The 22,025-nt window shown below is 55.0% G+C and carries 18 protein-coding genes; 15 read left to right on the forward strand and 3 right to left on the reverse strand.

The features are described from left to right. The first annotated feature begins 23 nt into the window (after positions 1-23). The 11 genes from KXG62_RS09410 to KXG62_RS34360 all read left to right on the forward strand — a co-directional run bounded on the left by KXG62_RS09410 (position 24) and on the right by KXG62_RS34360 (position 11,675). Positions 24-794, forward strand: a complete 771-nt coding sequence (locus KXG62_RS09410) for a metal ABC transporter ATP-binding protein (protein WP_218091828.1) — start codon at positions 24-26, stop codon at positions 792-794. 6 nt (positions 795-800) lie between these two features. Continuing rightward, entirely contained in the window at positions 801-1,763 is a 963-nt protein-coding gene (locus KXG62_RS09415) for a metal ABC transporter permease (protein WP_218091693.1), read from the forward strand. Continuing rightward, positions 1,760-2,632 carry a metal ABC transporter permease gene (locus tag KXG62_RS09420; protein WP_218091694.1) on the forward strand — a complete coding sequence of 291 codons (873 nt, stop codon included), beginning with the start codon at positions 1,760-1,762 and terminating at the stop codon, positions 2,630-2,632. Before KXG62_RS09415 ends, KXG62_RS09420 begins: the two co-directional genes overlap by 4 nt. Before the next feature lie 243 nt (positions 2,633-2,875). Next, positions 2,876-4,600, forward strand: a complete 1,725-nt coding sequence (locus tag KXG62_RS09425; protein WP_218091695.1) for a sensor histidine kinase — start codon at positions 2,876-2,878, stop codon at positions 4,598-4,600. Continuing rightward, a complete protein-coding gene (locus KXG62_RS09430) occupies positions 4,597-6,213 on the forward strand; it encodes a response regulator (protein ID WP_218091696.1) in 1,617 nt (538 codons plus the stop codon). The genes KXG62_RS09425 and KXG62_RS09430 overlap by 4 nt, the downstream gene beginning before the upstream one ends. A 122-nt stretch (positions 6,214-6,335) precedes the next feature. After that, positions 6,336-7,232: a nucleoside hydrolase gene (locus KXG62_RS09435; RefSeq protein ID WP_218091697.1), complete on the forward strand. Its 897-nt coding sequence runs from the start codon at positions 6,336-6,338 to the stop codon at positions 7,230-7,232. 46 nt (positions 7,233-7,278) lie between these two features. Then, positions 7,279-8,607, forward strand: a complete 1,329-nt coding sequence (locus KXG62_RS09440) for an ABC transporter substrate-binding protein (RefSeq protein ID WP_218091698.1) — start codon at positions 7,279-7,281, stop codon at positions 8,605-8,607. Between the two features lie 81 nt (positions 8,608-8,688). Continuing rightward, positions 8,689-9,549: a carbohydrate ABC transporter permease gene (locus KXG62_RS09445; protein ID WP_218091699.1), complete on the forward strand. Its 861-nt coding sequence runs from the start codon at positions 8,689-8,691 to the stop codon at positions 9,547-9,549. Positions 9,550-9,561: 12 nt separating this feature from the next. Beyond that, positions 9,562-10,401 (forward strand): carbohydrate ABC transporter permease, encoded by an 840-nt coding sequence (locus KXG62_RS09450; RefSeq protein ID WP_218091700.1) that lies wholly within the window; start codon positions 9,562-9,564, stop codon positions 10,399-10,401. A gap of 13 nt (positions 10,402-10,414) precedes the next feature. Next, positions 10,415-11,338 carry a ribokinase gene (gene rbsK / locus KXG62_RS09455; protein WP_218091701.1) on the forward strand — a complete coding sequence of 308 codons (924 nt, stop codon included), beginning with the start codon at positions 10,415-10,417 and terminating at the stop codon, positions 11,336-11,338. Positions 11,339-11,591: 253 nt separating this feature from the next. Further along, positions 11,592-11,675: a putative holin-like toxin gene (locus KXG62_RS34360; RefSeq protein ID WP_281426719.1), complete on the forward strand. Its 84-nt coding sequence runs from the start codon at positions 11,592-11,594 to the stop codon at positions 11,673-11,675. Positions 11,676-11,854: 179 nt separating this feature from the next. Here KXG62_RS34360 and KXG62_RS09460 read toward each other — a convergent pair whose 3' ends face one another. From KXG62_RS09460 to KXG62_RS09470, 3 genes are all read right to left on the reverse strand, one after another. Beyond that, positions 11,855-13,615 carry an ABC transporter ATP-binding protein gene (locus tag KXG62_RS09460; RefSeq protein ID WP_218091702.1) on the reverse strand — a complete coding sequence of 587 codons (1,761 nt, stop codon included), beginning with the start codon at positions 13,613-13,615 and terminating at the stop codon, positions 11,855-11,857. A gap of 37 nt (positions 13,616-13,652) precedes the next feature. Further along, entirely contained in the window at positions 13,653-15,395 is a 1,743-nt protein-coding gene (locus tag KXG62_RS09465; RefSeq protein ID WP_281426711.1) for an ABC transporter ATP-binding protein, read from the reverse strand. Between the two features lie 356 nt (positions 15,396-15,751). Further along, the gene (locus KXG62_RS09470; protein ID WP_218091703.1) at positions 15,752-16,600 is read right to left on the reverse strand and encodes a sugar phosphate isomerase/epimerase family protein; all 849 of its coding nucleotides are present in this window, start codon (positions 16,598-16,600) and stop codon (positions 15,752-15,754) included. Positions 16,601-16,967: 367 nt separating this feature from the next. Between KXG62_RS09470 and asnB the strand changes: the two genes are divergently transcribed. The 4 genes from asnB (at position 16,968) to KXG62_RS09490 (ending at position 21,917) form a co-directional block, all read left to right on the forward strand. Beyond that, positions 16,968-18,845: an asparagine synthase (glutamine-hydrolyzing) gene (gene asnB, locus KXG62_RS09475; protein WP_218091704.1), complete on the forward strand. Its 1,878-nt coding sequence runs from the start codon at positions 16,968-16,970 to the stop codon at positions 18,843-18,845. Between the two features lie 59 nt (positions 18,846-18,904). Beyond that, the gene (locus tag KXG62_RS09480; protein WP_218091705.1) at positions 18,905-19,648 is read left to right on the forward strand and encodes a Cof-type HAD-IIB family hydrolase; all 744 of its coding nucleotides are present in this window, start codon (positions 18,905-18,907) and stop codon (positions 19,646-19,648) included. Between the two features lie 21 nt (positions 19,649-19,669). After that, a complete protein-coding gene (locus KXG62_RS09485) occupies positions 19,670-20,158 on the forward strand; it encodes a DUF456 domain-containing protein (protein ID WP_218091706.1) in 489 nt (162 codons plus the stop codon). Positions 20,159-20,261: 103 nt separating this feature from the next. Continuing rightward, positions 20,262-21,917, forward strand: a complete 1,656-nt coding sequence (locus KXG62_RS09490; RefSeq protein WP_218091707.1) for a putative polysaccharide biosynthesis protein — start codon at positions 20,262-20,264, stop codon at positions 21,915-21,917. The last annotated feature ends 108 nt before the right edge of the window (positions 21,918-22,025 follow it).

Below are 22,025 nucleotides of genomic sequence, written 5' to 3' on the forward strand. Positions count from 1 at the left end.
ATAAGCGGGGAGTGATACCGATGATGGAGACGCAAGGCAAATCGCCGCTATCCGTACGCGGCATGACGGTAGCTTATCAAAAAAAGCCGGTGTTGACCGATATTACATTCGATATTCCGGAAGGCAAGCTGATCGGCATTGTCGGGCCGAACGGCGCGGGCAAATCGACGCTGATCAAGGCGACGCTCGGGCTGATCCCCCGCGTCAGCGGGGAAGTCTCGATCTACGGGCGCCCTTACCGCGAGCAGCGCAAGCTGATCGGCTACGTGCCGCAGCGGGAGTCGGTCGATTGGGATTTCCCGACAAGCGCGCTGGATGTCGTGATGATGGGACGGTACGGCCATCTCGGGTGGTTCAAGCGTCCGGGCGCCGCGGAGCGGAAGCTGGCTCTGGAATGCCTCGGCAAAGTCGGCATGGCCGATTTTGCCGACCGGCAAATCAGCCAGCTCTCGGGCGGCCAGCAGCAGCGCGTCTTTCTGGCGAGGGCGCTCGTCCAGGACGCACGGCTGTATTTTATGGATGAACCATTCGTCGGCGTCGATGCGGCAACGGAGAAAGCGATCATCACGCTGCTCGGCGAGCTGAAGAACCAGGGGAAAACCGTCCTTGTCGTGCATCATGACTTGTCCACCGTCAAAGAGTATTTCGACTGGGTGATGCTGCTGAATGTGCGGCTGATGGGGGTCGGACCGACCGAGCAGGTGTTTACGAGAGAACAGCTGCAGGCGACGTACGGCGGAAGATTAACGCTATTAAACAGGGACGATGATGCGATCATCGTCGGGTCGAGGTGATCGGTGATGTGGAACGCACTCGTGGATTTATTCCTCGATCCGAATACGCAGTGGATTTTGCTCGGCAGCGTGCTGCTTGGACTTAGCAGCGGCGTGCTCGGCAGCTTTGCCTATTTGCGCAAGCAGAGCCTGATGGGCGACGCGCTTGCGCATGCGGCTTTGCCGGGCGTGTGCATCGCCTTTATGCTGACCGGCTCCAAGTCGATCTTCTTTTTCCTGATCGGCGCCGTGATCGCGGGCCTTGCGGCTACATTCGGCATCGGTTATGTAACGCGCAATACGCGAATCAAGCAGGATACGGCGCTCGGCATCGTCTTATCGGTCTTTTTCGGGCTCGGGATCGTGCTGCTGACGCAAATTCAGCACAGCGGCAGCGGCAACCAAAGCGGACTCGACAAGTTTTTGTTCGGTCAGGCGGCATCGATGGTGCTGTCGGATGTCATCACGATGGCCGTCGTCGCGCTGCTGCTGGTTGCGGTATGCGCGCTGCTGTTCAAAGAATTCAAGCTGCTCAGCTTTGATGCAGGATTTGCCAAAGGACTCGGCTATCCCGTCGCGTTTCTTGATCAGTTCATGATGTTCCTGATCGTCGTCGCCGTTGTCGTCGGCATTCAGGCGGTAGGGGTTGTGCTCATGTCTGCGCTGCTCATTACCCCTGCGGTATCCGCCCGCTACTGGACGGAACGGCTCGGCGTCATGGTCGCGCTATCGGGCGTGTTCGGCGCTGTCAGCGGACTGGTCGGCACGATGATCAGCACAACCGCGAACAACCTGCCGACAGGGCCGTTCAGCGTGCTGGCGGCAACGCTGCTGTTCGTCATATCCGTGCTGTTCGCGCCGAAGCGCGGGCTGCTGCCTAAGCTGCTTCAACGTCTGGCCGTGAAGCGCGAGGTGCTGGCGGAGCTGCAGGAGCGGCCGCGGATCGCGGTACACACACAGCCGGTGCACAAAAAGGAGGGGCAGGCATGAACGACTTTTGGATTTTACTCACCGCGGCGCTCGTCGCCTGCTCCTGCAGCTTGCTTGGCTGCTTCCTGGTACTGCGGCGCATGGCGATGATCGGGGACGCGATCAGTCATTCCGTGCTTCCCGGCATCGTCATTGCCTTCCTTCTCAGCGGCTCGCGCGATTCATTGTTCATGATGCTGGGCGCGTCGGTGATCGGACTGATCACCGTCTTCTTGATCCAAATGTTTCATCAGAGCGGCGTGCAGTCGGACGCCGCGATCGGCGTCGTGTTCACTGCGCTGTTCTCTATCGGCGTCGTGCTCGTCAGCATTTATACGCGCCAGGTGGATCTGGATCTGGATTGCGTGTTGTACGGCGAAATCATTCATGTGCCGTGGGATACGATTACGTTCGCCGGCGTCGACATCGGACCGAAGGCGGTATGGGCGCTCGGCCTCGTGCTGCTGTTGAGCGGCACCGTCATCGCGCTGTTTTACAAGCAGTTCAAAATATGTGCCTTCGACCCCGCCATGGCGGCAGCTGTCGGCATCCCGGTGGCGCTGTTCCACTACGTGTTGATGGGGCTCGTCTCCGTCACGACCGTCGCTTCGTTTGAAAGCGTCGGCGCGATTCTCGTCGTCGGCATGCTCGTCGTTCCCGCGGCTACCGCTTACCTGTTGACCGAAAAGCTGAGCCGGATGATCGGCTACAGCATGGTCATCGGCCTGCTGAGCTCAACGGGCGGGTACTACTTGTCGGTGCTGCTCGACGCATCGATCGCCGGATGCATGATTACGGTAGCCGGCCTCCTGTTCGTCGCAGCGCTGCTGCTGTCTCCTTCACACGGTGTCGTTTGGCGCAAGCTGCGGCAAAAGCAAGCGGCGTTGTAGACGAATCTTAAACGATATCAATATTTTACTACATGAAATAGGCCCGTTGATGAATGACCGCCGATATGGCGGTCATTTTTTTGCCATCCGCCGCGAGAACAATCCGTTTTTTATCTTATGCTCAGAGTCATTATGGCTAAAATTGCAATAATAAGAGCATCGAAGCTCAGGTGCGCTCTATCGAATCCTCCGCTCCCTTCTTTTTCTGGTACAATGGGGTGCGAAAGCAAAGGGAGGTTCAGCATGAAAATCAAAAACACGATTTTTTCGAAAATGAATGCGGTCATTTTCTTTTTCTTAATTTCAATCCTGCTGCTGTACGGCATATCGCATCAAGTCAGCGTGCACGTCGTGCAGTCGCTGCTGCAAAAGGAGAACGGAAACCAGCTGGACTTCGTCCGCAAGCAGCTCGATTCCATGGCGCTAAGCTTGGCGATGAACGCCGTCACGTTAACGCGCGATCCGACCGTTCTTGGAATCGAACGAACGTCGCTGATCGGCGATGAACGGGCGCTCAGCCAAACCGAGACGAGCGTGCAGGATAAGCTGACTTTGCAAAGCTCGGCTAGCAACTGGTACAACGACATTACGCTCTATTTTCCGTCTGTACAAAAAACGATGACCACCGCCTACCGTCCCGCGCCCGCCTATGACGAGAAACAACTGGAACAGCAGGTGCGGCGCAACAGCTGGACGTATCGGCCGGATTTATCTTCCTTCGTCTATTATGCCGGCGGTCCGATCAACGAATCGGGAAAAATTCAAGACAGCAACGTCATTGTGGAATTGGCGTTTTACGAGCAAAATATTACGTCGCTGCTCGATCAGCTCAAAACGGGGGGCAAAGGCGACCCGTTCATGGTGAGCAAGCAGCGGCATATCGCTTTCAACCGGACCTCCGATGAGGAGAATACCCGTGCGGTGGCGGAAGCGCTGTTCCTTGAGCCGGAGCAGGATCGCGGGAGCTTTACGAAAAGCGTCGGCGGTCAGACCTATTTAGTCAATTACGTGTATTCGCAGCCGCTCGGATATTATTTGGTGGACTACACGCCGATGCAGCAAATATTGATGCCGATTACGACGATCCGCAATTGGTTTTACGGCTGCATCGCCTTGCTGCTGGCGGTTGGCATCATCTCTTCTTTTCTGCTGTACAAAAACGTCCAAGTGCCGCTGCAGGCGCTCATTGGTGTGTTGAAACGATTTCAGAACGGCGATTTCGGCGTTCGGTTGAACCAATATTTTCGCAACGAATTTGACACGGTCGTCGTCCGCTTTAACGATATGGCCGGGCAAATCCAATATTTGATCGAGAACGTGCTGGAAGAGAGGAGCCGGTCCCGGCTGGCGACCTTAAAGCAGCTGCAAGCGCAGATCAATCCGCATTTTTTGTACAACTGCTTAAGCTTCGTCATCAGCTCGGCCAATCTCGGGCGCAACGATTCGGTGATCGCGATGGCGTACAACCTAAGCGACTATTACCGCTATATTACAAGGCTGGACGATACGGGGACACGCTTGAAAGACGAGATGAAGCTCGTAAAAAATTATTTGGAAATCCACTTGCTGCGGCTGCAAAGGATTCGATACGAAATCGACATCCCGGAGGATATGCTGGACATTCGAATGCCGAAGCTGCTCATCCAGCCGATCGTTGAAAACGCCATCGTGCACGGTCTCGAGCCGAAGCCGGGAGGGGGTACGATCGTCATTAGCGGGAAAACAAGAGGCGATCGCGTGCAGATTACGGTGGAAGACAGCGGCGTCGGCCTATCCGGAGAGAGGCTGGAGCAGTTGAAGGAACAGCTTCGCCGTCCGATGGACGAATCGACGGGGACCGGCGTATGGAACGTGTACCAGCGATTGAAGTACGCATTTGGCGAAACGGCCGGGTTGACGCTGGAGCGGTCAGAGACGCTGGGAGGACTCAAGATTACGATGCACTGGAGAGGAGAGCTGCGTCAATGATTCAACTGCTGCTGGTAGACGACGAGCCGGTCATCCTCGAAGACTTGGCTCAATATTTTCAACATATTTCCGAGGTTGAGCATGTATACACTGCTGCGTCCGGACAGGAGGCGGTTGGACTGCTCCAGCGGCAGCAGATCGATATCGTCGTAACGGACATCCGGATGCCGGGAATGTCAGGCATTGAGCTGTGCGAGTACGTGGACCGGTCGGACACGGGCACACTGTGCATTTTGCTGTCAGGCTACGCCGAGTTCGAATACGCGCAGCAAGCGCTGAAAACGAAGGCGGCCGCCTACTTGCTGAAGCCGGTCAAAAAGGACGAGCTGCTGCTTACGGTACGGCAGGCAGCGGAAGCGCTGCGGCAAAAACGGGAAGTGGAGGCGGCGAGCCGAAAGGCGCAGCAGACGCTTCGGACCCATCTGCTGCAGTTGCAGGCCGCGCTGCTGCGCGAGCTGCTTGGCGCAAGGAAAGCTTCCGCGTCTCAGCTCATCGAAGACATGGGCAAGCTCGATATTCCGTTTGCCGTTGGGGAGCAGGCGGCGGTTATCCTGCTGCGGATCGAAAACCGCTTCTTGGATTACGACGAACACAGCATTTCGCTGTTCGAGTTCGCGATCGTCAATATCGCGGAGGAACTGTTCGGAGAGCACTTCCATATGTGGGTATGCAAGGACGACAATCAATATTTGGCGCTGCTCGCCCAGCCGCGGCAGCAGCCGGAGGACGGCGGCAGCGCAAGGAAGCTGCTCGAACGTAATGTGCGCGAGCTGCAGAGCAGCGTAACGCAATATTTGCAGGGCCATATTTCAGCCGCCATGAGTGATTTCCACGCATTTCCCGAGTCCGTGTCCAAATCGTACCCGAAAGTGCTTGCCCTGCTGCGAAAGCTGCCGGAAAGCGAGCAAAGCTATATGCTCCGGCTGTGGGATCAGCCGCCAGCAACGCCTCAGCGTTCGCTTCAGCGCATGTACGAGCCACCTACTGTGCTGCAGTTGATGGAAGCGGGGAGATGGAACGATGCGGAGGCGAGGCTCAGCTATATGATGGACGAACTGGCTTTAAGCGGGATGGATACGGCAGAAAACATGTCGGAGCTGTTTTACTATTTGTCCAACGCTTTTACTTACATGGTGCATGCTAGCGGCCTGCAACTGTCGGATGTGCTAGAAGGCCAGTACGGCCGGCCTTTCCATCCGACCATGTTCCGTTCGGTCAGGCAACTGCACGAGTGGGCGCTGGAGCTGCTCAGAAAGATGGAGGAGCGTGCGCGGAAAGGGGCACAGGAGCATCATGGCGCTTTCGTCAAGCAGGTTCATCAATACATTGAGCAGCATTTGTCCGAGGATGTGACGCTGCAGGCGATCAGCGAGCATGTAAGGCTTCACCCGACATACATATCGGCGATGTACAAGCAGGAAACCGGCGAAAATTTAAGCGAGTACATTTACCGCTTCCGCATGGATAAGGCGGCTTATTTGCTGCGGAATACGAATGCGAAAATTTACGAAATCGCCGCTCAAATCGGCTATCAGTACACTCCTTATTTCACGAAGCTGTTCAAAAGCTATTACGGCGTATCCCCGCAAGAATATCGTAGAGCCTCCGTATGAAATATAGAAAAGCTTTAAATTGTCATCTATTTTCTTAAAATATCATCCGTAGGACGCCTCTCGATTCCCTTTTATAATTACAAGTGTGAACGAAAATAAACATTTTTACGGGGGGCGTCTTCATGAGTCGCATGATTTTGGATACGGATATTGGCACGGATTCGGATGATGCCGTTGCGCTGGCGCTGGCGATGAGATCTCCGGAAATTACTGTCGAAGGCGTGACGACAGTGTACGGGAACGTGATCGTACGGTCGAAAATCGCGCAAAAAATTATGGCGTTATCCGGCGCCGGGGAGGCGCCGGTATATGCCGGCATCGTGAAGCCGCTTTTGCATAACCGCGAAGTGTTTTGGGCGGGCATCGAGGGCGAAGGACTCGACCTCGTGGATGACCGCGAGGAAGGAACGAAGCATGCCGTCGATTATATCATCGAGACAGTGATGGGAAATCCCGGTGAAATCACCCTTGTGACCATCGGCCCGCTCACCAATATCGCGGCGGCGATCATTCGCGAGCCGCGCGTCGCCAAAGCGGTGAAAGAAATCGTCATGATGGGTGGCGTCACGCGTCTGGGAAGCGTCGGCGTCGAGCTGCCTGCCATAGAGCATAACGTGAAATGCGACCCGGAAGCGGCTTCGCTCGTGTTTTCCAGCGGGGCGAAAATTTTGATGGTGGGACTGGACGTGACCAGACAAGTATCCATTACGCGGGCCGATAAAGACGAGCTGGCCGCCTCGGGTACGCCGCTAGCCCTGACGCTGACACAGCAAATTACCGGGTACATGGATTACCGGAAGCGTGATTTTACGTTTATGCATGACCCGTTAGCCGTCGCGCTGCTGATTAGGCGGGATCTCGTTAAGACGAGAAAAATGGACATTCGTGTCGACTACGACCATCGTCATCCGACCGGCACAACCGTCGGTGAGCTGAACGAAAACGGCAACGTTGAAGTGTGCCTCGAGGTCGACCGCGATGCGTTCCTGCGTTTGCTGCGGCAAAGAGTATTTAGCTGAGCTGATTACGGATAACGAACATCATCCTAGAGGAGGATTTCTTGCCATGAACATGATAAAGACGGGCCTCATCGGATCGCTGGCTCTTGTACTTGCCGCAGGCTGCTCGAACACAGCCAAGCCGGGAGCTTCGCCGGATAAACAAGCGGATTCGGGCGGCGTGACGGAAATTTCGTATTTGGCCAACTCGATCTGGGAGAAGCCGATCAAAAAAGTCATTGATGAATTCGAAAAAGAAAATCCGAACATCAAAGTGAACCTGCAGCTCAGCCCGACGACAAAACTGACCGAAACGATCGAGATCAAGCTCGCTTCCAAGGCGCAGGACCTCGATGTCGTATCCGTCGATGTGCCGCTGACGATGGGTTATTCGCTCAAAGGCTACTTGGAGCCTCTAGATAACCTGCTCGGCGCGGAAGCCAAGTCGAAATGGGTTCCTTCCACGGTCGATGCCGGTTCGTATAACGGACAGCTTATGTCCGCGCCGATGAACACGTCGAGCGTCGTGCTGTTCTACAACAAAGATTTGCTGCAGCAGGCGGGCGTGCCGCTTCCATCCGAGCAGATCAAAGACCGGATGACGTGGGAAGCGCTCGTCGAGACGGCGAAAAAGCTGTCGAAAGATACGAACGGTGATAACCAAAACGATATATTCGGCTTCAGCTTCGACCAAGTCGGCAAAGCGTATCAGTTGCTCGCGCTGGGTCAAAGCAAAAACGCCAAGGTGCTCAGCGACAACGGGCTTACGGCCAAAGGGTATACGAACTCTCCGGAAATGGTAAGCGCATTCCAGTTTTACTCCGATATGTTCAACAAATATAAGGTCAGCCCGAAAATCAAACGCGAGGAAGCGCTGGATTACTTCATTTCCGGCAAAGTAGCGATGTTCCTCGCCTCCACGCAAAACTTGCCGCGAATTAAAGACGCGAAGATGAATTTCGGCATTGCTCCGCATCCGTATTTTGAAGGCGGCAAAGTGGCGACGCCGACGGGAAGCTGGCATATCGGAATCTCCAAATATTCCACGAAAAAAGAAGCGGCCGCCAAGTTCGTCAAATATTTGACGCTGGGCAAAGGCTCGCAAATTTGGTTCGAGGAAAACGGCGCGCTGCCGGCAACGCTGGAACTGTTGGATCACATCGATAAAGATGCCAAATACAACGAGTTTCCGAACACGATCATGAAGCTGGCCTCGAGCGAAGCAAGGCAAACCGCGGCGCTTCGGCCGAAAACGCCAGGCTATCTGGAGTGGGAAAACAACGTAAACAAAGCATTCGAAGACATTAAAAACGGTACAGACCCGAAAAAAGCGCTGGATGATGCCGCGACGCTGATCGATAGCCAGCTTCGAAAATATCAATCCGTCGTGAAGTAATGTTTGGGGAGGGAGCGATCCCTTCCTTTCTTCTTCCATGTGCGGCAATCGATAAAGCTAATAGACTGAGGGTGAGAATAGATGAAAGCGGAAAAGCTCACGCCATACTTGTTTTTGTTTCCCGCCATGCTGGGGCTCCTCTTATTCAAGCTGTACCCGGTGTTCAACGGCCTGCAGCTAAGCTTGTACGGACCGGAGTTTTTAAATGCGGGGAAAGCGTTCGTCGGCCTGCAAAACTATGTATCTCTATTTACCGACCCGGTATTTTGGAGCTCGCTTAAAATAACGCTTCTGTTCAACGTCTTCATTAATCCGATTCAAGTCGCGCTTGCATTCGGGCTTGCGCTTCTTCTTAATGCCAAGCTGAAGCACATCGGCTGGTTCCGGGGCATTCATTTTGTCCCTGTAGCCGTGTCGATTCCGACGGCGTGCATTTTATGGAACATTATGCTGAGCCCGGAGCAAGGCGTCATCAACTCCATACTCGTAGGGCTGGGTCTTGACCCGCAGCCGTTTTTATCCAGTAGCAGCCAGGCGCTTGCTTCAATCATCGGCATCGCCAGCTGGAAAGGCGTCGGTTATTGGGCAATCTTTCTGCTGGCCGGCTTGCAAGAAGTTCCAGAATCGCTGTACGAGGCCTCGGCTATGGACGGCGCTTCCCGCTGGGAGCAGTTCAAGCAGGTGACGTTTCCGATGATGAGCCGCTCGCTGACGTTTGTGGCCGTTTCCGTTACAACCTCCAATTTTTTACTGTTCTCGCCGATGTACATTATGACGCACGGCGGACCAGAGCACAGCACCAACGTGCTGATGCTTGAAAGCTACAACAGCGCATTTATGTATTCGGACATGGGCAGATCGTCGGCCATTGTTATTGTGCTGCTGCTGATTACGCTCAGCGTCGTGGCGATGCAGTTTAAATTTTTCAAGGCCAAACACTAGGAGGTGGGCTTGATGCACAAAAGAAAAGGCGCTGTCCCGCTGCAGTACGCGATTCATATCGTTCTTGCGCTGGTCGTGCTGCTGCCGCTCGCTTTTGCCCTTGTCTCCTCGCTGCGGCCGCTCGACGAAATTTTTCGCTATATGTCGCCCGTTTCGTGGAGGACGTTTATTCCAACCCATATTACGTTTGATGCTTATGTTTCCTTGTTTACGGAGAGAGGCTTCGGAAGAATCTTTTTCAATACGTTCTACGTGTCGGCGGTTAATGTACTGGTCGGCCTGATCGTCGCTTCCATGGCCGCTTTCGGCTTCGTCTATTTTTCGTTCCGCGGCCAATCGTTTTTGTTTTTGCTTGTGCTGCTGACGTTCATGATTCCGTTCGAAGTCATCGCGATTCCGCTGTACAGTCTGGTTGACAAGCTGGGCTGGATCGATACGTATTCCGGCATCATTATTCCCGGCATCGCCAACGGACTCGTTATCTTTTTGTACCGGCAGTTTTTCCTCGATTTGCCCAAGGCATTAATCGAATCGGCGCGGATCGACGGCGCTTCGTGGTTCAAAATTTATGCAGGGATCATTATGCCGCTGTGCAAACCGGTTTCGGTCAGCGCCGGACTGCTCATTTTTATCCACCAATGGGAATCGTTCATGTGGCCGCTGATTGCGACCCGGTCGAAAGATTATAAAGTGATTCAAGTGGCGCTGAGCGACTTCATTACCGAATTCGCGACGTATTGGAACGAGATGTTCGCAGGAGCCGTCATTGCGGTGATCATTCCGGTCATTGTGCTGCTGCCCCTACAGCGCTATTTTGTGAACGGCATCGCCAATACCGGCTCGAAGGAATAAGGAGGCGTTCTCGATGGGGAACATCATTACCGTCGGAAGCATGAATATGGATTTTGTGTATTATGTAAGCCGCCACCCGCTGCCAGGGGAGACGGTGCACAGCGTCAGAACGGAAACGAAGGCGGGCGGAAAGGGCGCGAATCAGGCGGTGGCCGCAGCGCTTTCCGGCGCCGAAGTGACGATGGTCGGCGCGCTTGGGAAAGACCCGTACAGCGAAGACGTGCTGGCCGGGTTGCATGGACACGGCATTGATACAAGCTCCATTGTGCTCGTAAACGGGGCCATCGGCACCGCGTTTATTACGGTGGACGCATCGGGGCAAAACAGCATTGTGCTGAACGGAGGGGCTAACGCACAGTTAAAGGTGCAAGATTTGACGCGGCTTCCGGAGCTGTTCGAACCATCGTCCGTCATGCTGCTGCAAAACGAAATCCCTTGGGTCTGCACGCAGTACGCGATCGAAACGGCCCATCGCTGCGGAGTGCCGGTATGCTTCAACCCGGCTCCGGCACTAACGATTCCGCTGCGCCTGTTCCCGCTCATCGACACCATGGTGCTGAACGAAACGGAAGCCGCGTGGGTGACCGGGGTAAAGCTGGACGGCGATGAATCCGCACTACGGCAAGCCGCGGGGGCACTGATCCGTTCCGGCGTGAAAGAGGTCATTTTGACGCTTGGCGACAAAGGATCGTTCTATATGAACGAGCAGGAAGAAATCATTCATACGCCTGCATTCAAAGTAAACGTCGAGGATACGACCGCTGCGGGGGACACGTTTATCGGCTCGTTCCTTGCCGCTAGGCAGAAAGGGATGTCAACGGAGTCGTGCTTGCAATGGGCTAGCGCGGCGTCGGCCATCGCCGTTTCGCGCGCTGGAGCGCAAAGCTCGATCCCGGATGCGGAGGAAGTAGAGGCTTTTTTGAAAGGCAGGGCGTAGAGCGGGCAAGATGTTCGCCGTGTAAATTGAAAATATGAGCGCTTCACCGTGACCAATCGGTTGAAGGCGCTCATTTTATCATTGTGGAAAGTTTGCCTACACTATTCGATACCTAAATCGTAGTCCGCGTACCTCTACTCCTTGGCAAAATAAAAATGCCGACCGGTTGGCGGCATTATGGTATAATATGGGACAAGCAATATATCGGCTTGCAATGGGCGGTCGGCTAATCTCCCGGAAGGGAGGTGATGCCATGGAGGTTTACCAAGCGATTTCCTTAATGATCATGTTCGGCATGTTCATTCTGGCTTTGCTAACTTACCTCAAAAAGAAATAGACCGCCCTGTGACGAGGTATGCGGTCTATTCTTTGAGACAGGCCCTCTAACAAGCCGTCCGCCCTTGTAGCGGATATTGCCCGGGAGTCATGTTCGCGCATGGCTCTCTTTATAATTCTATCCTAAGCCAATCGAATTATTACGTCAAGGCTGCTGCAACTCTATTTTTTGTTTTATCCTTAACCGCTAGATATGACCGGCGACGCCTGCTCTCCTTTTTGCAGCTGATACATTTTGTAGTATCTGCCTTCAATCGCCATGAGTTCATCGTGATTGCCCCGCTCGACGATTTCTCCCCGGTGCAGTACCAGAATTTGATCGGCTTCACGAATGGTGGACAATCGATGCGCGATTACCAAGGTCGTTCGGCCTTCGCTAACGACTTTGAGCGCTTGTTGAATCAACCCTTCGGTCTCGCTGTCAATGCTGGCCGTCGCTTCGTCCAGAATAAGAATGGAGGGATCGAAAGCAAGCGCACGCGCAAACGAAATGAGCTGCTTCTGGCCGGCGGATAACGTGCTTCCCCGCTCGACGACCGGTTCGTCATAACCGTTTGGCAGCTGTTCGACGAACGATGCCGCGCCCACGTCTCTCAATGCGCTTTTGACACGGTCCAGCGAAATGTTCTCGTTGTATAAGCTCACATTGAATTTAATATCGCCGGCAAACAGGAACGGATCCTGCAAAACAATGCCCATATGCTTGCGCAGCTCCTGCTTGGAGAAGGAAGCAATATCGCGTCCGTCAATCGTGATGTTTCCGTCATTCGGCTCATAGAAGCCGAGCAGCAGGTTCATAATCGAGCTTTTGCCCGAACCGGTGTGCCCGACCAGCGCGACCGTTTCCCCTTTGCCGGCTTCAAACGAAATGTTTTTCAGTACCGGCTCTCCCGCTTTATAGCCGAAGGTGACATTGTCGAACTTGACGGTACCCTCCGGGCGGCGGACATTGTCGGTTTGCTCGACCTCGGTTCCGTCCATATCGAGAATCGCAAATACCTTTTCCGCCGAAACGAACGCTCGCTGCGCATTCGTCAATTGGTCGAAGATCCCGATAATCGGCTGGAAGATACGGCCCAAATAATCGATAAACGCATAAAACACCCCGAACGAAATCGCCGACTGCAGCGACTCCTGGCCAAAATGCCAGACGACCATTGCGGTAACCAGACTGCCGATCGTGCCTACGATATTGCGGGAGGACAGGGAGAACACCTTGAACTGTTTGATCTGGTTGACGTAGCGGTCCTGATTCAGCGTCTCGAACTCGTCCAGCGTTACTTTTTCCCGGCGGAACGCTTGAATGATCGGCATCACGACGATCGATTCATTGATCATCGCGTTCATATCGCTAAGCCGCGCACGCATAATGCTGATGAATCCTTTGGAATATTTCAGATGGATCTTCATAATCAGCGCGAATAATGGGGGCAGCAGCAGACAGAACAGAGCCAGCCGCACATCCAATATAAACAGGGCTGTAAAAATGCCGGTCAATTGCACCAGGCTGACAACGAATGTAGCCATAAAGCTCATGAATAAGTCGCGGATCGCTTCCGTATCGTTAGCGATTCTCGAGACGACCTGCCCGATGGGCGTATTGTCAAAATAGCGCAGGGAGATGCGCTGAATGTGGCGCATTAAATCCATGCGCATGTTCTTAATAATTTGCAGTGCAGTCGATTGCAAAATGTACGCTTGAACAAAGTTGCCTACGCTGGCGGTTAACAATAGACCTAAGTACATGCCAAGAAGCCCGAGCACAGGGAGCAGTTCGCGCGTGTCTGTCGACAGATGCTTGTCGATAATCGTCTTCGTGATATAAGGACCGGCAAGTTCGGCGCCTACCGCACAGCAAAGGATGAGCAGCGCGCAGATGATTCTGAATTTATACACTAAAGCATAGCTGAACAGTCTTCTCGCCGTAGGTTGCTGCGGCATTCGGATCGGCCTCCTTCGCATAAAATGTAGTGATCATTCATTCCTCCAGACTGGCCTGCATTTGCTGGCGGTCCCATTGTTCCTTGTACCAGCCGCCATACATCATGAGGTCTTCATGCGTACCTTCCTCGATAATCCGCCCGTCATCAAGCACAAGGATCCAGTTCGCATGGCTTACCGCCGATAAGCGGTGTGTCGTGATCAAGGTCGTCTTTCCCGCACGCGCCTGACGAATATGCTGAAGAATGAGGCTCTCCGTCCGCGCATCAACCGCCGACAGCGCATCGTCGAGCAGCAATATTTCCGAATCGATGAGCAGTGCCCGCGCGATCGCAAGACGCTGCTTTTGCCCGCCGGACAGCATGACGCCGTTCTCGCCGACAATCGTCTTCAGGCCTTCCGGCATTTGTTCGATATCCTGCGTAAAAGAAGCCATCTCGACGGCTCGGGCGATCTCTTCCGGTTTCGCATCCGGCTTGCCGAGTGCGATATTGTCGCGAATCGATTTGGACAGCAGCAGATGCTCCTGCGGCACATAGGCGATCCAGCGCTTGACTTGGTCGATCGCGATTTGTTCTACCGGAATGCCGGAAAACAGCAGTTTCTCCGGATCGACCGGATATTGACGCAGCAGCTGCTTCAAGAGCGTGCTTTTGCCGCTGCCGGTTTTGCCGACGATGCCAAGCGTTTGGCCGCGCTCCAAAACAAAAGAAATTTGTTCGAGACTCGGACGGCTGGAAGTCGGATACGTAAACGATAACCGCTTCATTTCGATGCGGGTCGGCACGCTGACGGCAACGGGAGCTTCCGCATCCTGGACGTCGGCTTGCTGCGTCAGCGCCGTTTCCAGCCGGTCGGCCGAGGCGCTGCCGCGCTGCAGCACATTAATAAATTCGCCGAACGAAATCATCGGCCAGATCAGCATGCCCAAATAGATGTTGAACGAAATCAGCTGCCCAAGCGTAATTTGATCGTCAAACACAAGATACGAGCCGTAGCCGATTCCGATCGAGTAGCTCACCCCGACAATAAGCGAAATGAGCGGCTGAAACAGAGCGTTCATGACCGCTACGCGCTTGTTCTTATTCATCACGTCGGTCGTTACTTTATCGAAGGCAGTCAAGTCGTGAGCTTCCTGCACATAGGAACGAATGACGCGAATGCCTGAAATCGACTCCAGCGCGTGATCGTTCATTTTGCCGAAGGAAGCTTGCGCTTCGAGAAACCGAGACCTTACTTTTTTGCCCAGCTTACTGATTACCAGAACGAGAAAGGGCAGCGGGATCAGCGCCGCAAGCATTAATTTAAAGCTGATGTAAGAAATCATCGTGATGATGACGACGGATGCCCCGACAAGCGTATTGACCAGCGTCATGACGCCGTAGCCGGACGTTTGTCCGATGGCGAGAATATCGTTGGTCGCCAGCGCCATCAGCTGCCCCGTACTGTTTCGCTGGAAAAATGCCGGCGTCATCTTCGTCAAATGCGCAAGCAGTCGCCCGCGGAGCAGCTTCTCAATGAGCGCCGAGTTTCCGAACAACGTCGTAATCCAGACGTACACCATCGCATATAAGAGCAGGGACAGGCAGACGAGAAGCAGTACGGTTTGGCTTAAGCCGGTCGAGGTCAACGTTCCTTTCCGCATCAAATCGATCGTATTTCCGATCATTTTGGGCGGAATCGTCGTAAGCAAGCTGACGCCGGCCATCAGGCTGATCGCCAGCAAGTAGCTGCCCCATCTTCTTTTAAAAAACCACTGCAGCCGAACCACAAAAGACACAATTTCCACCTCTTTCCAAAATGGCGATAACATATTGATTTTACAGGTTCTTTTCCGTCAAGTCTATGTAAAGACCGGTTATAAGCAAATGATCCCGGCACAGTGATGGAAGCATCGCTTGGAGTGACCGACGACGGAATCGAGAGTGCTTTTCAATGAGAATGCGGTGCCTCCCTTTGGAAGAGCGTCTGAAAAACGAAAAAAGATTCCAGACTGGAATCTTTTTGGGAATTTCATCGGGCAACGGGGCGTGAGCTTTTCTGCCTTAGTTCTGTGGCTGTCCGGGTCATGGGATAAGCGTCGAAACTCGCACGATGCAGCCCGTGTCGTCGTTCATACAGAGGCTTATGATGCTCTTATTCCAGTCCGGCGGCCGCGAATACGCTCGCAAAGGCGCGCTGCGATCGGGCGAGCAGCTCCTCGGCCGGTGCAGTCGGCGGTTGAGGCGTTAATATTTCCTGCGATACGACGCCGGTGTAACCGATGGCCTGAAGTCCCTTCAGGAACGCAACCAAATCAATCGCGCCTTCGCCGGGATACAGACGGTTATTGTCCAGCACCTTGGCGATGGGCACATTCGGTGCATCGTTGATATGCACGTGGACGATTTGCTCCGCGCGCAGCTTGAGTATGTCCTCAAAGGTTGCTTCGTTTGTATACCAGTGGTAAGCGTCGAAGAGCAGTCCCACATTGCTTTTGCCGATGGCTTCGATAAAGTCGAGCGTGCTGTTGATATCCCATATAAAAGGATGAGCCCAGCGAGTGCGCAAATGATGCGGTCCGACGAACTCCAACCCGAAACGAATGCCGTACGCCCCGAGAATGTCGGCGCAAGTCCGCAGGCGCCGGGTGGCGATCGCCATGAAATGGGCGGCGTTCTCATCGGTTGAAGGCAGTACATAGGTGCAGCAGCGAGTCACGCCAAGCTGTGCGGCCGTCTGTGCATCCTTGGCCAGACGCGGAAGACCTTCCCGAAACTTCTCCTCGCTCTGCCGCCATTCGACCGGCAAGCCGATGGAACCGATCTGTACCTTAGCTTGCTGCAGAACGCTGTTTACTCCGTCCAGTCCGGCGGCCGCAATCCAGTCCTCCAGCTCCTTGCCTCCGGCGTCGATCGCTCCGAAACCGAACTGCGAAGCGAGCGTTGCGAATCGCTCCACCGGCCCGACTTGCCCCAGACCTGCTCTTGTTAACCCTTTGATCACGGAATCATGCTCCTTTCCTTATCGCCAATATGGTTAATCTGACCACATCATATCCAATAGGGTAGGGACTGTCTACTCGAAAATCGCGACAAGAAGGTGTGCCCGCTTACGGTACGAAATGCCCTGCATATCCGGAAAATGAAGCGAATTTGGCCGTATACGAATCCATTTCCGCAATTCGGGACGAATATGGTATACTGTTATATCGGACTATTTTAGTGGATTGGCAACTGACACGCGCGGCAAAAGCGTGCAGTTGCAAAATGATTGACAACTGTCATGTATAGCAGACGTGCCAGTTGCAATATGATTGACAACTGTCACATTAGCAGACGTGCCAGTTGCAATATAGGAGGAGTTACTTGCTATGTGCGGGATTACCGGCGTCATGTATTTTGAAGATAGAGAGCCTTCCCCGTCATTGCTGAAGAGCATGACCGATTGCATCGTTCACCGGGGTCCGGACGATGTCGGGTTTTGGAGCGACAACCGTATCGGCCTCGGATTTCGCCGGTTGTCCATCATTGACTTGAAGGAAGGACACCAGCCGCTTGCGAACGAGGACGAAACGGTATGGATCGCGTTCAACGGCGAAATTTATAACTATAAATATTTGCGCAACACGCTGCAGTCCAAAGGGCATCAGTTCAAAACCCACTCCGATACGGAAGTCATCGTTCATCTGTATGAGGAGTACGGCGAGGATTGCGTGAAGCAGCTGCGCGGCATGTTCGGCTTCGTCATATGGGACCGCCGGCGCAAGAAGCTGTTCGGCGCGCGGGACCATTTTGGCATCAAGCCTTTTTACTATTATAAGGACGGCAAACGATTCCTGTTCGGCTCGGAGATGAAAAGCATCTTGGCGGCCGGCGGCATGGAGCGGACGATTCATACGGAAAGCTTGTTGAACTACTTGACGTTTCAATACGTGCCGGAGCCGGATACGATGTTTCGCGGAATACATAAGCTGCCGCCGGGACATACGATCTCGCTGAGCTACGACGGGGAGATGACGATCCGGCAATATTGGGACCCGATGCTCGCTCCGGAGGAGCAACCGTTCGAATCATGCGTGGAGCAAATTCGCGAGACGCTCAAAGATTCCGTCGTCCACCATATGCAAAGCGACGTGGAGCGAGGCTGTTTCTTGTCCAGCGGCATCGACTCGACCGCGATCGCCGCTCATATGCGTGCCATCGAACCGATTCGCACGTTCTCCGTCGGCTTCGAAGGAGCGAACAACGAGACGGTCATCGCGAGGCAAACCGCGTCGGCGCTCGATACGGAGCATTATGATAAAATCATAACGCAAAGTGACTATTTCGCCACGCTGCCGAAGGCGGTATGGCATCAGGACGAGCCGGTGGCCGATCCGTCGGCGATCGCGCTGTACCATGTCGCGCAGCTGGCCAGAGAGCACGTCACGGTCGTGCTCTCTGGCGAAGGCGCGGATGAGCTGTTTGGCGGCTACCGGATTTACTGCGAGCCAGGCTCGCTTGCGCCGGTCGAGCGGCTGCCGCTGCCGGTCAAGCGGATGCTGCGCGCGCTTGCGCGCCTGCTGCCGGAAGGCACGTACGGCCGCAATTACGTGCTTCGCGGCACGACGCCGCTGGAGGAACGCTTCCTCGGCAATGCCAAAATTTTCAGCGAGGACATGAAGGCGGAAGTGGTGCGGGTCGACCGGGAAATGCTGCGAAGCTACAAGAACCCGGTACAGGTCGCCAAAGCCTTTTACGATAAGAGCAAGCATCTGGATCCGGTATCCCGGATGCAGTATATCGATATGAATTTGTGGATGCCCGGCGATATTCTGATGAAAGCCGACAAGATGACGATGGCCCACTCGCTTGAGCTGCGCGTACCGTTCCTTGACGTCGAATTGTACGAGGTGACGCGGCGCATCCCGGCCCAATACCGGATCGCCGAAGGCACGACCAAATATGTTTTCCGCAAAGCGATGGAAGGCATCATTCCCGATTTTATCCTCAACCGGCCGAAGCTCGGATTTCCGGTGCCGATGCGCGATTGGATGAAGGGGCCGCAAGGTCAGGTCATTTTGGAACAGATCGAAGGAAGCGGCATTGAAGATTACATCCGGATGGAAACCGTACGCAAAATGATCGGCAGCCATCGGAGCGGCGAAGGCGACTACGCCCGCCGCATTTGGACGATTTATATGTTTGCGCTGTGGCATCAAACGTATATGGAAGAGGTGCCGTCACCGTCTTTGGCGCACGCGCACTAAGGCGAAGACGAATATCCTATAAGGACGGTATATATCAAGAAGCGGGGGAATTGGAAGCGATGGGCAACTACAAGCTGATTGCATTGGATTTGGACGGCACGCTGTTGACGGAGGAGAAGACGATTTCCACGGAAAATCGCGCGGCGCTGACGGAAGCGCAAGAGGCGGGAATCACCGTCATGTTCTCGACGGGACGCGGCGTGCAAAATGTGCTGCAGTACATTGAGGAGCTGCAGCTGACTTCTCCGCTCGTCACCGTTAACGGCGGCGAAGTATGGAAGCGGCCGGGTGAGCTGCATGTGCGTCGTACGCTGGATGCGGCGCTGATCCGCCGGATGCACAAGCTGGCCGAGCAGTACGATACCTGGTTCTGGGGATACAGCGTAGGCGGGCTGTACAATAAGGAACAGTGGCTGACGGACGAAGAGACGGAAGCCAAGGAATGGTTGAAATTCGGTTACTTCACCGAAGATATGAACAGTCTCGGGAAAATCCACGAGGAGCTCGCAGCTTGGGGGCTGCTTGAACTGACCAATTCGCATCCGTCCAATATCGAGGTCAATCCGAAGGGGGTCACCAAAGCGAGCGGTGTTCGCGAAGTATGCGCGATGCTTGGCATCGGGATGTCGCAGGTGATCGCCATGGGGGACAGCTTGAATGACGAGTCGATGATTCGGGAAGCGGGACTCGGCATCGCGATGGGCAACGCGCAGGAAGCGGTGAAGCAATTCGCCGATACGGTGACGTTGACCAACGAGGAGCATGGCGTAGCGCATGCCATCCGCAAATATGCGCTCGTCTGATCGAAGAAGGAGGGTGGTTCGATGTTAATCACCACAGCTTGGATCTTGATCGTATTATTGTTTGCCGTCGGCATGGCCGGGGCGGTCTATCCGGTGCTGCCGGGGGCGCTGGCGATCTATGCCGCATTTTTCGTTTACGGCTGGATGATCGGCTTCGAATCGTTCGGCTTATGGTTTTGGCTTGTCCAAACGACGATTGTCGTCGTACTGATGATAGCGGATTACGCGGTGAGCGCATTGGGCGTGAAAAAGTTCGGCGGCACCCGCGCCTCGGTCATCGGCAGCACGATCGGGCTGTTGATCGGGCCGTTCGTCATTCCCGTCGTCGGACTGATCGCCGGTCCGTTTCTCGGCGCCGTGGCGGGGGAGCTGATCGCCGGAAAAGATATGCGCCAATCGCTGCGCGCGGGCGTCGGCGCGCTCGTCGGCTTTTTCTCCGGGTTTGTCGTCAAGTTCGCGCTGCAGCTGCTCATGATCATCCTGTTTATTATTTGGATCGTGAAATATTAATTCGGTGGAATATACACGTGAATAATCGTCGCCTTACAGGGAGGAGAGTCTTCTTGTTTGCGCCATTTCGGCCGTTAGGTTGACCGGGAAGAAGGTAACGCAATTGTCCAAGGATTCGTTAGTCAAAGGAACGCTGATCCTCACCTTGGCTGCGCTCGTAGCCAGGGCGCTTGGCGTGGTGCAGCGCATTCCGCTCGTCTATTTGCTCGGCGATATCGGTATGGCCGCATACGGCATCGCCTTCAACTTATATTCCGTGCTGCTCGTCGTCGCCACGGCAGGCATCCCGAGCGCGCTCAGCAAAATGATCTCCGAGCGCACCGCGCTCGGGCGGCATGCCGAAGCCGACCGCATCTACAAAGCGGCGCTGCTGTTCGCGGCGGGGGCGGGCGTCGTCATGACGCTGCTGCTCTATATCGGCGCGCCTTATTTTGCCGAGAGCATCATCAACCCGCAGGCGGCGCTGCCGATTCGCGCCATCGCTCCGGCGCTGCTCCTGTTCCCGCTCATCGCCATCATGCGGGGATATTTCCAAGGCCGCCGCATGATGATGCCTAACGGCATCTCGCAAATTATCGAGCAAATTTTCCGCGTCGCCACGTCGGTAGCGCTCGCCTATTTGCTGCTCGGCCACAGCCTCGAATTCGCGGTCGCCGGCGCTTCGTTTGGCGGCGTTATCGGCAGCATCGCGGCAGCCGCTGTCATGCTCTATTACGCGATGCGGCTGAGAAGCAGCGACCGCCGCGAGCTGGGGGCTCAGCCGGAAGCGGGTGCGACCGCCGCGCAGCCGCTGCGCTCCATCTACGCACAGCTGTTCAAGCTGTCCGTTCCGATCGTCATCTTCTCGATGACGGTGACGCTCATCTATACGATCGATTCCTCGATCGTCACGCTGCTGTTGAAGGACAGCATGGGCGAGGAGCCGGCGCGCGAAATTCTCGGGATCCTGACCGGACGGGCGCAGTCGCTCGCCGGCATCCCGATCATTCTTGCCGTGGCGCTCAGCCAGTCGATCGTGCCGATTATTTCATCGGCCTACTCGCAAAAGGATATGCAGCAAGTCGCCGGACAAACCGGCAAAGTGCTGCAGCTGTCCATCTTGTCGGGCTTGCCGATGGTGCTCGTCATTTGTCTTGCGGCGCGCCCGATCAACGGATTTATATTCGGCAACCCGAGCGAATCTCCGATCGCCGCCGATTACGCGGCGCCGGTCATTATGGCGCTTACGGTAAGCGCCATATTCCAGATCGTCATGCAAACATCCGGCGCTGTCCTGATGGGGATGGGGCGGATGAAGCCGCTTGTGCTCGGCGTAGTGATCGGCATCGCCGTGAAGCTGGCCGCAAGCTTCGCCCTTGCTCCGTATTTCGGCATCTACGGCATCATTGCGGCGACGGCGCTGTGCTTTATCGTGATGACGGCGATCAATTTGCTGGTGCTGCGCAGGGAAGTACGCTTCCGTGTGCTGGGTACCCGGCGCTGGGCGGCGCTGGCGGTTTCGACGATCATCATCTGCGCGGTCGGCATCGGGCTGGATGCGCTGTGCCGCGCCTATATTCATCCGTTTGCCAGCATGCGCTGGGACGACATGGTGCAAACGGTTGTGCTCTGCGCGGTCATCGGCGCGGCTTACCCGCTGCTGCTCTTCCTGACGCGCGTCATGACGCCGAGCGACCTGCAGCAGCTGCCAGGTCCGCTGCGCAAGCTGGCGAAGCCGCTTCTCGCCAGGCTGGACCGCAAGCAGCGGCAAACGCCGTAACGAACGTTGGCAGCGCACCTAGCGATCGGACGAGCCGTACCGTATACAATATAGAGAGCCGCGTTTAGCGGCAGAAGCCCCGAACCGGGAGATCGCATGTCGATCTCC

The sequence above is a fragment of the Paenibacillus solanacearum genome (assembly GCF_910593845.1).
Taxonomy (GTDB): domain Bacteria; phylum Bacillota; class Bacilli; order Paenibacillales; family NBRC-103111; genus Paenibacillus_G; species Paenibacillus_G solanacearum.